This window comes from Pseudomonas sp. MWU16-30322, from assembly GCF_020515535.1.
GTDB lineage: Bacteria > Pseudomonadota > Gammaproteobacteria > Pseudomonadales > Pseudomonadaceae > Aquipseudomonas > Aquipseudomonas fluorescens_H.
In genome coordinates this window covers 364,338-378,244 of record NZ_JAIWYL010000005.1, presented here as the reverse complement: position 1 = coordinate 378,244, position 13,907 = coordinate 364,338, and the positions used below count along the sequence as shown (strand labels likewise).

The following is a 13,907-nucleotide window of genomic DNA, read 5'->3' as shown; positions in this document are numbered from 1 at the left end:
GCCATGCAATCGCTGCTTCAGCTGACCGACACCCAGATCAGTACCTGGGTGGCGTCGTTCATGTTGCCACTGTTTCGCGTCGCCTCGATGCTGATGGTCATGCCGGTGTTCGGCACCACCCTGGTGTCGCGCCGCGTGCGCCTGTATTTCGCCGTGGCCATCACCGTGTGCATTGCCCCGGGGCTGCCGCCGATGCCGGAGGTCAGTCCGCTGGCGCTCAGCGGCTGGTTGCTGATCGCCGAGCAGATTCTGGTCGGTGCGGTGCTCGGGTTTTCCCTGCAACTGTTTTTCCAGGCCTTTGCCGTGGCCGGGCAGATTGTCGCGATCCAGATGGGTATGGGCTTCGCCTCGATGGTCGACCCGGCCAACGGCGTCTCGGTGGCGGTGATCGGGCAGTTCTTCACCATGCTGGTGACCCTGCTGTTCCTGTCGATGAACGGCCATCTGGTGGTCTTCGAAGTGCTCACCGAGAGCTTCACCACGCTGCCGGTGGGCGGCGGGTTGATGACCGCGCAATACTGGGAGCTGGCCGGCAAACTCGGTTGGGTGCTGGGGGCGGCGTTGTTGCTGGTGCTGCCGGCGGTCACTGCGCTGCTGGTGGTCAACATCGCGTTCGGCGTGATGACCCGCGCTGCGCCGCAACTGAACATTTTCTCCATCGGTTTTCCGCTGACCCTGGTGCTGGGGCTGTTCATCGTCTGGGTCGGTCTGGCGGACATTCTCAATCAGTATCAACCGCTGGCCACCGAGGCCTTGCAGTTGCTACGCGAACTGGCACGGGCGCGCTGAGGCATGGCTGAGAGCGAAAGCGGTCAGGACAAAACAGAAGACCCCACGGAGAAACGCAAAAAGGACTCCCGTGAGAAGGGTGAGATTGCCCGTTCCAAAGAGCTCAACACCCTCGCGGTGATGCTCGCCGGTGCCGGCGGCCTGCTGGTGTTCGGCGGCATGTTGGCGCAGGAATTGATGGATCTGATGCGCCTGAATTTCTCGCTGTCACGGGAAGTGATCATGGATGAAAAGTCCATGGGCACGTTCCTGCTGATCTCGGGCAAGATCGCGCTGGTGGCGATTCAGCCGATCATGATCACCCTGTTGCTGGCCGCACTGATCGGGCCGATTTCTCTTGGCGGCTGGCTGTTCGCCGCCGGCTCCATGGCGCCGAAATTCAGCCGGATGAACCCCGGTGCGGGCCTCAAGCGCATGTTCTCGATGAAGGCCGTGATCGAGTTGGTCAAGGCGCTGGCCAAGTTCCTGATCACCCTGTTCGTGGCGCTGATGGTGTTGTCGTCCGACATCGATGACTTCCTGCGCATCGCCCATGAACCGCTGGAGCAGGCGATCATTCACAGCGTGACGCTGGTGGGCTGGAGCTCGCTGTGGCTGGCCTGCGGTTTGATCATCATCGCTGCGGTCGACGTGCCGGTGCAGTTGTGGGAAAGCCACAAGAAACTGCTGATGACCAAGCAGGAAGTGCGCGACGAGCACAAGGATCAGGAAGGCCGGCCAGAGGTCAAACAGCGCATCCGCCAGACTCAGCGCGAGATGTCGCAGCGGCGGATGATGGCGGCGATTCCCGACGCCGACGTGGTCATCACCAACCCGACCCACTACGCCGTCGCGCTCAAGTACGACGCCGAGAAGGGTGGGGCGCCGATGCTGCTGGCCAAGGGCAGCGATTTCCTCGCGCTGAAGATCCGCGAAATCGCCGTCGCCAACAACGTCATGCTCCTCGAGTCGCCGGGGCTGGCGCGCTCGATCTACTACTCCACCGAACTCGACCAGGAAATCCCCGGCGGCCTCTATCTGGCGGTCGCCCAGGTGCTGGCCTACGTCTACCAGATCCGCCAGTACCGCGCCGGCAAGGGCAAACGCCCGGATCCACTCAAGGACGATTTGCCGATCCCACCGGATCTGCGCCGCGATTCCTGACGTTACTGTGATGAAAAAACCGCCGCCCCGATTGAACGGGGTGGCGGTTTTTTTATGCCTGACCCAATGATACTTCGGTTCCTGCCGCAGTCATTGTGGCGAGGGAGCTTGCTCCCGCTGGGCTGCGCAGCAGACCCAAATCCTGTCACTGCGATCTTTCATAAATACCGCGAGCTCAGGTTTTACGACTGCTGCGCAGCCGAGCGGGAGCAAGCTCCCTCGCCACAGGTTCTTGCCTGCCTTCTTAGTCCGGCAACTCCAGATTATCCAGAGCCCGATTCACCGCCAGTTCGCCGAGCATGATCAGTTGTGCGATGCCCAGCAGCGTCCTGCGCTGCGATGCAGGTATGAGGTGGGCGAAGTCATTGGCGATAGTTCTGGCTGAGGCGAGTGTTTCGCAGGCATCGGCCAGCAGTTCCTCGTTTTTGAAGTCGGCGGTCACGGCGTACATCGAGCGGGTTTTACGTTGAATCGGAGTGGCGCCGGGCGCGCAGAGGTAATGGTCGAGGGCGCGGTCGGCCGCTTCGTGGAGTTTTTTTGAATCGAGGGATTCGTAGGGGGAGGTGGTGTCGGTATCGGGTGGGTTGGGTGTTGGTTTGATCATGGTGAAGCTCCTAGAGTCGACGGAGTTGCCACATTTCGCTGCGATACGAAAGGGAGGTGGCAGCTATACGCGGGTCGCAGACCGGGACTCTAGAACCGGCAGACCCAAGGGTCTCCCACGTACAGCCGCCATGAAACGAGGACGGAAGTTGTGCGTCTAGAAATCAGCGGGCTGCGAGACCCGATCGCTGATTCGTCAGCGACCGACCCACAATAGAACCCGCCCCAAAGGCGCACAAGCCGGCGGATTCTGGCGTAGCTGTAGGCAATGGCGCAAGGATGTGTAGCCTCGGAGGCGTGTCTGGAGGTGTCTTTTAAACGCCTGAGTTTAAAAGGCGATTTGCGCTGACTGCACTCGCTCCCACATTTGGATTGCATTTCAATCTGACATTTGGAATGCATTTCCCTGTAGGAGTGAGCCTGCTCGCGATAGCGGTCTGTCTGGTTTGAATGTATTGACTGGAAAATCCCCATCGCGAGCAGGCTCACTCCTACATTGGTCGCGTTCACCTTCCTCTCTATTTCAATCCCCGGCAAAAGTTGGAAGGCTTCTTGCAGTAGCCGCCGTGCGCCTGCTTTGGGCGTCAAAAGTTTGCTTTAAAGGAACGGGGAAAACCGGTGGATCGCTCTCAGTTAATCAACAGCGCACGCTCGAACATTGCCGACCTCAGTCGAGGCAATCTGGGCGTGCCGTTGTTGCTGCTGGTCATGCTGGCCATGATGATGTTGCCGGTGCCGCCGTTCCTGCTGGACGTGTTCTTCACCTTCAACATTGCGCTGTCGATTGTCGTCCTGCTGGTTTGCGTGTATGCGCTGCGGCCGCTGGATTTTGCGGTGTTCCCGACCATTCTGCTGGTGGCGACGCTGCTGCGGCTGGCGTTGAACGTGGCCTCGACGCGGGTGGTGATGCTCCACGGTCAGGACGGCCACGCCGCTGCCGGTAAGGTGATCCAGGCCTTCGGTGAGGTGGTGATCGGCGGTAACTACGTGGTCGGTATCGTGGTGTTCGCGATCCTGATGATCATCAACTTCGTCGTGGTGACCAAGGGTGCCGGGCGGATTTCCGAGGTGAGCGCGCGCTTCACCCTCGATGCAATGCCCGGCAAACAAATGGCGATCGACGCCGACCTCAACGCCGGGCTGATCGACCAGAACCAGGCGAAGCTGCGCCGTCAGGAAGTCGCGCAAGAGGCCGAGTTCTACGGTTCGATGGACGGTGCGAGCAAGTTCGTCCGTGGTGACGCCATCGCCGGCCTGCTGATTCTGTTCATCAACCTCATCGGCGGTATGGCCGTCGGTATCTTCCAGCACAACATGACCTTCGCCGACGCGGGCAAGGTTTACGCCTTGCTGACCATCGGTGACGGTTTGGTGGCGCAATTGCCATCACTGTTGTTATCGACAGCGGCAGCGATCATGGTGACCCGTGCTTCCGGTTCGGAAGACATGGGCAAACAGATCAACCGACAGATGTTCGCCTCGCCCAAAGCCCTGGCGGTGGCCGCCGGATTGATGGCCGTGATGGGCCTCGTCCCGGGCATGCCGCACTTCTCGTTCCTGAGCATGGCCGCGCTGGCTGCCGGTGGCGCCTACCTGTTCTGGAAGAAGCAGAACGTCGCCAAGGTGCAGGCGCTGCAAGAGGTTCAGCGTCAGCAGGAACTGCTGCCGTCGCCGGCCCGCGCCATGGAAACCAAGGAGCTGGGCTGGGATGACGTGACGCCGATCGACATGATCGGTCTGGAAGTCGGCTATCGCCTGATCCCGCTGGTGGATCGCAATCAGGGCGGGCAGTTGCTGGCGCGGATCAAGGGCGTGCGCAAGAAGCTCTCGCAGGATCTGGGCTTCCTGATGCCGACGGTACATATTCGCGACAACCTCGATCTGGCGCCGAGCGCCTATCGCCTGACCCTGATGGGGGTGATCCTCGCCGAAGCCGAGATCTACCCGGATCGCGAACTGGCGATCAACCCGGGGCAGGTCTACGGCACGCTCAACGGCATTACCGCCAAAGATCCGGCTTTTGGTCTGGAAGCGGTGTGGATCGAAGTCAGCCAGCGTGCGCAGGCGCAATCGCTCGGTTACACCGTGGTCGACGCCAGTACCGTGGTCGCGACGCACTTGAACCAGATTCTGTACAAGCACTCCAGCGAGCTGATCGGCCACGAAGAAGTGCAGCAACTCATGCAATTGCTGGCCAAAAGCTCGCCGAAACTGGCTGAAGAGCTGGTGCCGGGGGTGGTGTCGCTGTCGCAGTTGCTCAAAGTGCTGCAGGCGCTGCTGGCCGAACACGTGCCGGTGCGCGATATCCGCAGCATTGCCGAGGCTATCGCCAACAACGCCGCCAAGAGTCAAGATACCGCCGCTTTGGTGGCCGCAGTACGCGTCGGGGTATCCCGCGCCATCGTCCAAAGCATTGTAGGCACTGACTCCGAGCTGCCTGTGATCACCTTGGAACCAAGGTTGGAACAAATATTGCTCAATAGTCTGCAGAAGGCAGGACAAGGCTCTGAAGAGGGCGTTCTGCTGGAGCCAAGCATGGCCGAGAAGCTGCAGCGTTCGCTCATCGAAGCGGCGCAGCGCCAGGAAATGCAAGGTCAACCGGTGATCCTGTTGGTAGCAGGCCCGATACGCGCGATGCTCTCGCGTTTCGGCCGCCTCGCAGTCCCAGGGCTGCACGTGCTGGCCTACCAGGAAATTCCGGACAACAAGCAAGTGACCATCGTTGCGACAGTAGGGCCCAACGGCTGAGGTAGTGGTTTATGCAAGTTAAGCGTTTTTTCGCCGCCGATATGCGTCAGGCCATGAAGCTGGTTCGTGATGAGCTGGGCGCTGATGCCGCCATCATTGGCAACCGCCGCATTGCCGGCGGCGTCGAGCTGACGGCGGCGCTGGATTACAAATTGTCGGCGCTGGCGCCACGAGTTCCGAACATGGAACTCGAGGACGAGCTGCGCAAGACCCAGTCGCGCATCGTTACCGCCCAGGCCGAACTGAGCCTGCGTGGCGAAGCCGACGGCAACACCAATCGCCAGTTGTTCGCCGGGCTGCCGTTGACGGCCGGCCTGCCGCTGACCGCTGCCGAGCCGTTGAGCGAACCGACTTACGCCGCCCCGGCGCGTCCGGCGCCAGCGCCTGCCCAGTCGTCTGCCGGCATCGATCCGCGTGCGCTGGATTCGATGCGTTTCGAATTGAACAGTCTGCGTGAGCTGATGGAAGTGCAGCTCGGCACCCTGGCCTGGAATCAACTGCAAGGCAGCCGTCCGGCACAAGCCAATCTGTATCGCCGTCTGCAACGTATCGGTCTGTCCGGGCCGTTGTCGCGCGACTTGCTGGCGATGATCACCGACATCGAAGAACCGCGTCAGGCCTGGCGCATGCTGCTCGCGCACCTGGCGCGAATGATTGCCGTGCCGGAAGTCGAGCCGCTGGAAGAGGGCGGGGTGATTGCCATGGTCGGCCCGGCCGGCATGGGCAAGACCACCACCCTGGCCAAACTCGCGGCGCGCTACGTGCTCAAGTACGGCGCGCAGAATGTCGCGCTGGTCAGCATGGACAGCTTCCGCATCGGCGCGCAGGAACAACTGAAGACACTGGGGCGGATTCTCAACGTGCCGGTAACGCACGTCGATCCGGGCCAGTCGCTGGTTCAGGCGCTAGATCCATTGCTGCGTAAGCGCGTGGTGCTGATCGATACCGCCGGCCTGCAGGCCAGCGATCCGGCACTGCGCATGCAGCTGGAAAGTCTGGCCGGGCGTGGCATCCGTTCAAAAAATTATCTGGTGCTGGCAACCACCAGCCAGAAACAGGTTCTAACCGCCGCTTATCACAGTTACAAGCGTTGCGGGCTTGCCGGCTGCATCCTGACTAAACTGGATGAGACGGCCAGCCTTGGCGAAGTGTTGAGCCTGGCGATCAGTCATGAACTGCCGGTCGCCTACCTGACCGACGGCCCACGGATTCCGGATGATCTGCATCTGCCGCGCCGTCATCAATTGGTCAGTCGCGCCGTCAGCGTGCAAATGCAGGAAGAACCCAGCGAAGAAGCCATGGCTGACATGTTCGCTGATATCTACCACAGCCCGACCAAGCAGGTTGGCTGAGGTAATGAACAGTTTTTGTACCTACATCGATGGTCTGCCATGCATTGTTCCGGTTGAGAACGCGCAGCCAGTAATGTGGCCTCCGTCTATGCAAGACAAGGTAAAGAAATAACATGGGCAGCATGCATCCCGTACAGGTGATCGCGGTGACCGGCGGCAAAGGTGGCGTCGGCAAGACTAACGTGTCAGTGAACTTGTCTCTGGCGCTGGCAGAGCTTGGCCGTCGGGTCATGCTGCTGGACGCCGATCTGGGGCTGGCGAACGTCGACGTTCTGCTGGGACTGACCCCCAAACGCACTTTGGCCGATGTCATCGAAGGCCGCTGTGAGCTGCGCGACGTGCTGTTGCAGGGCCCCGGCGGGATCCGCATCGTGCCGGCCGCTTCCGGCACCCAGAGCATGGTGCACCTGAGCCCGGCACAACACGCCGGTCTGATTCAGGCCTTCAGCGACATCGGCGACAACCTCGATGTGCTGGTGATCGACACCGCTGCGGGTATTGGTGACTCGGTAGTCAGTTTTGTCCGCGCCGCGCAGGAAGTGTTGCTGGTGGTCTGCGACGAGCCGACCTCGATCACCGACGCCTACGCGCTGATCAAACTGCTCAACCGCGACTACGGCATGAACCGCTTCCGCGTCCTCGCCAACATGGCGCAGAGCCCGCAGGAAGGGCGCAACCTGTTCGCCAAGTTGACCAAGGTCACGGATCGCTTCCTCGACGTCGCCTTACAATACGTCGGCGCGGTGCCGTACGACGAAAGCGTGCGCAAGGCAGTGCAGAAGCAGCGAGCGGTCTATGAAGCCTTTCCGCGTTCCAAGTGCGCGCTGGCGTTCAAGGCGATCGCGCAGAAGGTCGATACCTGGCCGCTGCCTGCCAACCCGCGCGGTCACCTGGAGTTTTTCGTCGAGCGCCTCGTGCAGCAAACGGCAGGGCCTGTGCTATGACCGCCAGCGGTATGAACTACTACAAGAAGTCGGCACGTGACGCGCAGTACGAGTTGATCGAGCGTTACGCGCCACTGGTCAAGCGCATTGCCTATCACCTGCTGGCGCGCTTGCCGGCGAGTGTGCAGGTTGAAGACCTGATTCAGGCCGGGATGATCGGCCTGCTCGAAGTCTCGACCAAATACGACGCCAGCAAAGGCGCCAGTTTCGAAACGTACGCGGGCATCCGGATCCGCGGCGCGATGCTCGACGAAGTACGCAAAGGGGACTGGGCACCGCGCTCGGTTCACCGCAACACCCGTATGGTCAGTGACGCAATTCGCGCAATTGAAGCTAAAACCGGCCGTGACGCTAAAGATCACGAGGTTGCGGCCGAACTCCAATTGAGTCTCGACGATTACTACGGGATTTTGAATGACACCCTGGGCAGCCGCTTGTTCAGTTTCGACGACCTGTTGCAGGACGGCGAACACGAAGGGCTGCACGAGGATGGCGCCAGTGCTCATCTTGAGCCGTCACGCGATCTGGAAGATGAACGCTTCCAGGCGGCGCTGGCGGACGCGATTGCCAATTTGCCGGAGCGTGAGCGACTGGTGTTGGCGCTGTACTACGACGAAGAGCTGAACCTCAAGGAGATCGGTGAAGTCCTTGGCGTCAGTGAATCGCGGGTCAGCCAGTTACACAGCCAGTGCGCGGCCCGTTTGCGGGGGCGTTTGGGGGAGTGGCGAGCGCGCTGAAGGCAGTGTGGGGACACTGCGAACGAGGCTGGTGCGGTGATGAACGGCACCGGTCTTGCTCTGTTGTGCTCCAGACAGTCTTCGAGTGCTGCGCCGATTGATTGAAGTGGCGCGTCCAGGTGCTGGGCGCGTTTAAGACTGCTTGGAGGTCGAATTGAACAAAGACATGAAAATCCTCATCGTTGATGACTTCTCAACGATGCGGCGGATCATCAAGAACCTGCTGCGGGATCTTGGGTTCACCAACACCGTCGAGGCCGACGATGGCACTACCGCCATTCCGGTGCTCAACAGCGGCAGCATCGACTTTCTGGTAACGGACTGGAACATGCCGGGCATGACCGGTATCGACTTGCTGCGCCACGTGCGTGCCGATGAAAAACTCAAGCACCTGCCGGTGCTGATGGTGACCGCTGAAGCCAAGCGCGAGCAGATCATCGAAGCGGCCCAGGCTGGCGTGAACGGCTATGTGGTCAAACCTTTCACGGCTCAGGCGTTGAAAGACAAAATCGAGAAGATTTTCGAACGCATCGGCTGATGAACGCGCGGGGGAGCTATGGAGCATAACGAATCTTCACAGGGCGATTTCGAGTCGACCCTGAAAAAACACGCGGTCGAACTGGTCGAAAGCCTTGAAAAAGGCAGGTTCGGCGACGCTGTGCAACTGATCCATGAGCTCAATCAGACCCGTGACCGCGGCCTGTATCAGGAAGTGGGCAAGCTCACACGCGAACTGCACAGTGCGATCGTCAACTTCCAGATCGATCCGCACATGCCGCAGGCCGAGGAAGTGTCGCAAATCACCGACGCCACCGAACGCCTGGGCTATGTGGTCAAGCTGACCGAAGCCGCGGCCAACCGCACCATGGATCTGGTGGAAAGCGCCACGCCGGTGGTCAATGGCCTGGCTGAAGAAGCTCAGGCCTTGAGCACCGATTGGGGGCGCTTCATGCGTCGCGAAGTCGGGGCTGAAGAGTTCCGCGAACTGGCGCGCCGGGTCGACGGTTTTCTGTCACGCAGCAGCACGGACAACCGTGCGGTGTCGAGCAACCTGAACGACATCCTGCTGGCTCAGGATTATCAGGACCTCACCGGTCAGGTGATCAAGCGTGTGACCCAGTTGGTCACCGAAGTCGAAAGCAATTTGCTCAAACTCGTACTCATGGCCAGTCAGGTGGACCGCTTTGCGGGCATCGAACACGACCGTGCTGCGATGCTTGCAGAAAAAGATCCACAAAAACATCTCTCGCAGGGTGAAGGTCCGCAGATTCATGCCGATAAACGAGAAGACGTTGTGTCCGGTCAGGACGATGTGGACGATTTGTTATCCAGCCTTGGATTTTGAGTTTAGGTTTTTAGACCTGTAGGAGCACCCCATTAATGAGCTTCGGCGCCGATGAAGAGATCCTTCAGGATTTCCTGGTTGAGGCCGGCGAGATTCTTGAGCAACTGTCCGAGCAACTGGTCGAGCTGGAAAGCCGCCCGGATGACGCAGATCTGCTCAACGCAATTTTTCGCGGTTTCCACACTGTAAAAGGGGGCGCCGGCTTCCTTCAGCTCAATGAGCTGGTGGAGTGCTGTCACATCGCCGAAAACGTGTTCGACATCCTGCGCAAGGGTGAGCGTCGCGTTGATGCAGAACTGATGGACGTGGTGCTTGAAGCACTGGACGCGGTGAACAGCATGTTCAGCGAAGTCCGTGAGCGTGCACCGATCACTGCTGCAACCCCGGAACTGTTGGCTGCGCTGGCGCGTCTGGCTGAACCGCAATCGGCGGACGAAGCCCCGGCTTCGCCATTGGCCGAGATGATCGAAGAGCTGGTTGTCGAAGGCGATTCCGGCGACATCACCGATAACGAATTTGAACAGCTGCTGGATTCGCTGAACGCCGTCAAGGCTGAAGCCGAAGCCCCGGCCGCTGCTGCACCTGCGCCAACTGCCGATACGGCAGCGAGCGATGAAATTACCGACGCTGAATTCGAGTCGTTGCTCGATCAGTTGCACGGCAAGGGCCAGTTCGCGCCAGACGCCGTGGCACCGACAGCGGCCGCTCCGGCGGCACCGGCTGCCGGTGACAGCTCGGACATCACCGACGACGAATTCGAAGCACTGCTCGATCAGTTGCATGGCAAGGGCAACTTTGCCGTGGAAGCGCTGGAGTCGGCGATCGCCTCGGCACCGGCTGCGCCAGCCGCTCCGGTGGCTGCGGCTGCCGGCAGTGATCTGATCAGCGATCACGAGTTCGAATCGCTGCTCGACGAGTTGCACGGCAAAGGCAAGTTCACCGATGTCGGCGCTGCTGCTGCTGGCACCGCGTCGACAGTCGCTGCGCCAGCTGCCAAGGCGGCTGCTGCTCCGGCCGCCGCGCCGAAAGCTGCGCCCAAGCCTGAGCCAAAAACTGAAACGCCAAAACCGGCAGCCGCTGCTGCTCCGGCCCCGGCCCGCGCCGCCGCTGCTCCGCCACCGGAAAAACCGGCCAGCGAAGCTGAAACCACTGTTCGTGTCGACACCGCGCGTCTCGACGAAATCATGAACATGGTCGGCGAACTGGTACTGGTGCGTAACCGTCTGGTGCGCCTGGGCCTCAACAGCGGCGACGAAGCAATGTCCAAGGCCGTGTCGAACCTCGACGTGGTCACGGCTGACTTGCAGACCGCAGTGATGAAGACCCGGATGCAGCCGATCAAGAAGGTCTTCGGGCGCTTCCCGCGTCTGGTTCGCGACCTCGCGCGTCAGCTCAAGAAAGAGATCAACCTGGAACTGGTGGGTGAAGAAACCGACCTCGACAAAAACCTTGTCGAGGCCCTGGCCGACCCGTTGGTCCACTTGGTGCGTAACGCGGTCGACCACGGCATCGAATCGCCGGAAGAACGCGAAGCTTCCGGCAAGGCCCGTGGCGGTCGCGTGGTACTGGCCGCCGAGCAGGAAGGTGATCACATCCTGTTGTCGATCTCCGACGACGGCAAGGGCATGGATCCGAACGTGCTGCGTTCGATCGCGGTAAAACGCGGTGTGATGGACAAGGACGCGGCCGATCGCCTGAGCGATACCGAGTGCTACAACCTGATCTTCGCCCCGGGTTTCTCGACCAAGACCGAGATCTCCGACGTGTCCGGCCGCGGTGTCGGCATGGACGTGGTGAAAACCAAGATTTCCCAGCTCAACGGTTCGATCAACATCTACTCGACCAAGGGCCAGGGCTCGAAGATCGTCATCAAGGTGCCGCTGACGCTTGCGATCATGCCGACCCTGATGGTGATGCTCGGCAATCAGGCATTTGCGTTCCCGTTGGTCAACGTCAACGAAATCTTCCACCTCGACCTGTCGACCACCAACGTGGTGGATGGCCAGGAAGTGGTGATCGTGCGGGACAAGGCGCTGCCATTGTTCTACCTCAAGCGCTGGCTGGTCAGCTCCGCCGCTCACGAAGAGCAGCGTGAAGGCCATGTGGTGATCCTTTCGGTGGGCACTCAGCGGATCGGCTTCGTCGTCGATCAACTGGTCGGCCAGGAAGAAGTGGTCATCAAGCCATTGGGCAAAATGCTCCAGGGCACTCCGGGCATGTCCGGCGCCACCATTACCGGTGACGGCCGCATCGCTCTGATCCTCGATGTTCCAAGCATGCTCAAGCGTTACGCCGCACGGCGTATTTGAATCCGGGGCAGCGGGGCGACGACGTCCCGCTGCGCCTAATGGAGTGTTTATGGCAGTCAAAGTCCTGGTGGTGGACGATTCGGGTTTTTTCCGCCGCCGCGTCTCGGAAATTCTTTCAGCGGATCCGAGCATCCAGGTGGTCGGTACGGCCACCAACGGTAAAGAGGCGATCGATCAGGCCCTGGCCCTCAAGCCGGACGTGATCACCATGGACTACGAGATGCCGATGATGGATGGCATCACGGCGGTGCGGCACATCATGCAGCGCTGCCCGACTCCGGTGTTGATGTTCTCCTCGCTGACGCATGAAGGCGCCCGGGTCACTCTGGATGCGCTGGACGCCGGCGCGGTGGATTTCCTGCCGAAGAATTTCGAAGACATCTCGCGCAATCCCGAGAAGGTCAAGCAACTGCTGTGCGAGAAAGTTCACAGCATCTCGCGCAGTAATCGTCGTTTCAGTGCCTACAGTGCGCCGGCTCCAGCCGCTGCACCGACGCCTGCACCCGCTCCGGCGCCAGCGGCTTCGAGTTTCAGCAGCCACAGCGCTGCTGCTCCGACGCGTCCCGCCCCGGCTCCAGCACCTGCTCGCGCGCCGGCTGCCAGCGCTTCGTCGCCGGCACCGAAACGCAAAGCCTACAAACTGGTGGCCATCGGTACTTCGACGGGCGGCCCGGTTGCCCTGCAACGGGTGCTGACCCAGTTGCCGGCGAACTTCCCGGCGCCGATCGTGCTGATCCAGCACATGCCGGCGGCGTTCACCAAGGCGTTTGCCGAGCGCCTGGACAAGCTGTGCCGCATCAGCGTCAAGGAAGCCGAGGATGGCGACATCCTGCGTCCGGGCCTGGCGCTGCTGGCGCCGGGTGGCAAGCAGATGATGATCGACGGCCGTGGTGCGGTGAAAATCCTCCCGGGCGACGAGCGTCTGAATTACAAGCCGTGCGTGGACATCACCTTCGGTTCTGCGGCCAAGTCCTACGGTGACAAAGTTCTGGCGGTGGTCCTCACCGGCATGGGCGCCGACGGCCGCGAAGGCGCGCGTCTGCTCAAGCAGGGCGGCAGCTCGGTATGGGCGCAGGACGAAGCCAGTTGCGTGATCTACGGCATGCCGATGGCCATCGTCAAAGCCGATCTGGCTGACGCGGTCTACGGCCTGGACGACATCGGCAAGCACATCGTCGAGGCGTGTATCTGATGGATGTTCTAAGCCTTATCGGGATCATCATGGCGTTCGTCGCCATCATCGGCGGCAACTACCTTGAAGGCGGTCACCTCGGCGCGCTGGCCAACGGCCCGGCGGCGCTGATCGTCCTTGGTGGCACCATCGGTGCCGCGCTGCTGCAATCGCCGATGAGCGCCTTCAAGCGCGCCATGCAGATCCTCGCCTGGATCCTGTTCCCGCCTCGTGTGGACCTGGCCGGTGGCATCGACCGCGTGGTCAACTGGAGCCTCACCGCACGCAAGGAAGGCCTGCTCGGCCTGGAAGGCGTAGCCGATGCTGAACCAGACAACTACTCGCGCAAGGGCCTGCAACTGCTGGTCGATGGCGCCGAACCGGAAGCGATCCGCAGCATTCTCGAAGTGGATTTCTACACCCAGGAAGCGCGCGACATCGAGGCTGCCAAAGTCTTCGAAAGCATGGGCGGCTACGCGCCGACCATCGGCATCATCGGTGCGGTAATGGGCCTGATTCATGTGATGGGCAACCTCGCTGATCCGACGCAGTTGGGCAGCGGCATTGCCGTGGCCTTCGTCGCGACCATCTACGGCGTGGCCAGTGCCAACCTGGTGTTGCTGCCGGTGGCGGCCAAGCTCAAGTCAATCGCGTTGCGGCAGTCGCGTTATCGCGAAATGTTGTTGGAAGGTATTTTGTCGATCGCCGAAGGTGAAAACCCTCGCTCTATCGAGCTGAAGCTTCAGGGCTTCATGGATTGATGGGG

General features: G+C 61.0%; 12 protein-coding genes. 11 read left to right on the top strand and 1 reads right to left on the bottom strand.

Annotated elements, in window-relative coordinates; genetic code table 11:
* Positions 1-3: 3 nt before the first annotated feature.
* Entirely contained in the window at positions 4-789 is a 786-nt protein-coding gene (fliR, locus tag LCH64_RS12850; RefSeq protein WP_003222899.1) for a flagellar biosynthetic protein FliR, read from the top strand.
* Positions 790-792: 3 nt separating this feature from the next.
* Positions 793-1,932, top strand: coding sequence for a flagellar biosynthesis protein FlhB (flhB, locus tag LCH64_RS12845; protein WP_226500438.1), 1,140 nt, complete (start codon positions 793-795; stop codon positions 1,930-1,932).
* A 244-nt stretch (positions 1,933-2,176) separates the two neighbouring features.
* Here the strand turns inward: flhB and LCH64_RS12840 are convergent, their stop codons facing one another.
* Positions 2,177-2,536 carry a hypothetical protein gene (locus tag LCH64_RS12840; RefSeq protein WP_226500437.1) on the bottom strand — a complete coding sequence of 120 codons (360 nt, stop codon included), beginning with the start codon at positions 2,534-2,536 and terminating at the stop codon, positions 2,177-2,179.
* Between the two features lie 617 nt (positions 2,537-3,153).
* Between LCH64_RS12840 and flhA the strand changes: the two genes are divergently transcribed.
* The 9 genes from flhA (at position 3,154) to LCH64_RS12795 (ending at position 13,902) form a co-directional block, all read left to right on the top strand.
* On the top strand, positions 3,154-5,283 hold the full coding sequence (gene flhA, locus LCH64_RS12835; RefSeq protein WP_003222912.1) for a flagellar biosynthesis protein FlhA: 2,130 nt from the start codon (positions 3,154-3,156) through the stop codon (positions 5,281-5,283).
* Between the two features lie 11 nt (positions 5,284-5,294).
* Complete coding sequence (gene flhF / locus LCH64_RS12830; RefSeq protein WP_003222914.1) at positions 5,295-6,635, top strand: flagellar biosynthesis protein FlhF; 1,341 nt, start codon at positions 5,295-5,297, stop codon at positions 6,633-6,635.
* A gap of 113 nt (positions 6,636-6,748) precedes the next feature.
* The gene (gene fleN, locus LCH64_RS12825) at positions 6,749-7,579 is read left to right on the top strand and encodes a flagellar synthesis regulator FleN (protein WP_003222917.1); all 831 of its coding nucleotides are present in this window, start codon (positions 6,749-6,751) and stop codon (positions 7,577-7,579) included.
* Positions 7,576-8,316 (top strand): RNA polymerase sigma factor FliA, encoded by a 741-nt coding sequence (gene fliA, locus LCH64_RS12820; protein ID WP_003222919.1) that lies wholly within the window; start codon positions 7,576-7,578, stop codon positions 8,314-8,316. Before fleN ends, fliA begins: the two co-directional genes overlap by 4 nt.
* 166 nt (positions 8,317-8,482) lie before the next feature.
* Positions 8,483-8,854 carry a chemotaxis response regulator CheY gene (locus tag LCH64_RS12815; protein WP_024012118.1) on the top strand — a complete coding sequence of 124 codons (372 nt, stop codon included), beginning with the start codon at positions 8,483-8,485 and terminating at the stop codon, positions 8,852-8,854.
* Between the two features lie 18 nt (positions 8,855-8,872).
* Positions 8,873-9,661: a protein phosphatase CheZ gene (locus LCH64_RS12810; protein WP_027613919.1), complete on the top strand. Its 789-nt coding sequence runs from the start codon at positions 8,873-8,875 to the stop codon at positions 9,659-9,661.
* Positions 9,662-9,696: 35 nt separating this feature from the next.
* Positions 9,697-11,970 carry a chemotaxis protein CheA gene (locus tag LCH64_RS12805; protein WP_226500436.1) on the top strand — a complete coding sequence of 758 codons (2,274 nt, stop codon included), beginning with the start codon at positions 9,697-9,699 and terminating at the stop codon, positions 11,968-11,970.
* Positions 11,971-12,019: 49 nt separating this feature from the next.
* Positions 12,020-13,162 (top strand): chemotaxis response regulator protein-glutamate methylesterase, encoded by a 1,143-nt coding sequence (locus LCH64_RS12800; protein WP_003222928.1) that lies wholly within the window; start codon positions 12,020-12,022, stop codon positions 13,160-13,162.
* Positions 13,162-13,902 (top strand): flagellar motor protein, encoded by a 741-nt coding sequence (locus tag LCH64_RS12795; protein ID WP_003222929.1) that lies wholly within the window; start codon positions 13,162-13,164, stop codon positions 13,900-13,902. The genes LCH64_RS12800 and LCH64_RS12795 overlap by 1 nt, the downstream gene beginning before the upstream one ends.
* The last annotated feature ends 5 nt before the right edge of the window (positions 13,903-13,907 follow it).

What these genes read in the sequence shown, in the direction of transcription:
- LCH64_RS12800 (WP_003222928.1), top strand. Translation starts at nt 12,020, where the DNA reads ATGGCAGTCAAAGTCCTGGTGGTGGACGATTCGGGTTTTTTCCGCCGC.
- fliA (WP_003222919.1), top strand. Translation starts at nt 7,576, where the DNA reads ATGACCGCCAGCGGTATGAACTACTACAAGAAGTCGGCACGTGACGCG.
- LCH64_RS12795 (WP_003222929.1), top strand. Translation starts at nt 13,162, where the DNA reads ATGGATGTTCTAAGCCTTATCGGGATCATCATGGCGTTCGTCGCCATC.
- LCH64_RS12815 (WP_024012118.1), top strand. Translation starts at nt 8,483, where the DNA reads ATGAAAATCCTCATCGTTGATGACTTCTCAACGATGCGGCGGATCATC.
- flhB (WP_226500438.1), top strand. Translation starts at nt 793, where the DNA reads ATGGCTGAGAGCGAAAGCGGTCAGGACAAAACAGAAGACCCCACGGAG.
- fliR (WP_003222899.1), top strand. Translation starts at nt 4, where the DNA reads ATGCAATCGCTGCTTCAGCTGACCGACACCCAGATCAGTACCTGGGTG.
- LCH64_RS12810 (WP_027613919.1), top strand. Translation starts at nt 8,873, where the DNA reads ATGGAGCATAACGAATCTTCACAGGGCGATTTCGAGTCGACCCTGAAA.
- LCH64_RS12840 (WP_226500437.1), bottom strand. Translation starts at nt 2,536, where the DNA reads ATGATCAAACCAACACCCAACCCACCCGATACCGACACCACCTCCCCC.
- LCH64_RS12805 (WP_226500436.1), top strand. Translation starts at nt 9,697, where the DNA reads ATGAGCTTCGGCGCCGATGAAGAGATCCTTCAGGATTTCCTGGTTGAG.
- fleN (WP_003222917.1), top strand. Translation starts at nt 6,749, where the DNA reads ATGGGCAGCATGCATCCCGTACAGGTGATCGCGGTGACCGGCGGCAAA.
- flhF (WP_003222914.1), top strand. Translation starts at nt 5,295, where the DNA reads ATGCAAGTTAAGCGTTTTTTCGCCGCCGATATGCGTCAGGCCATGAAG.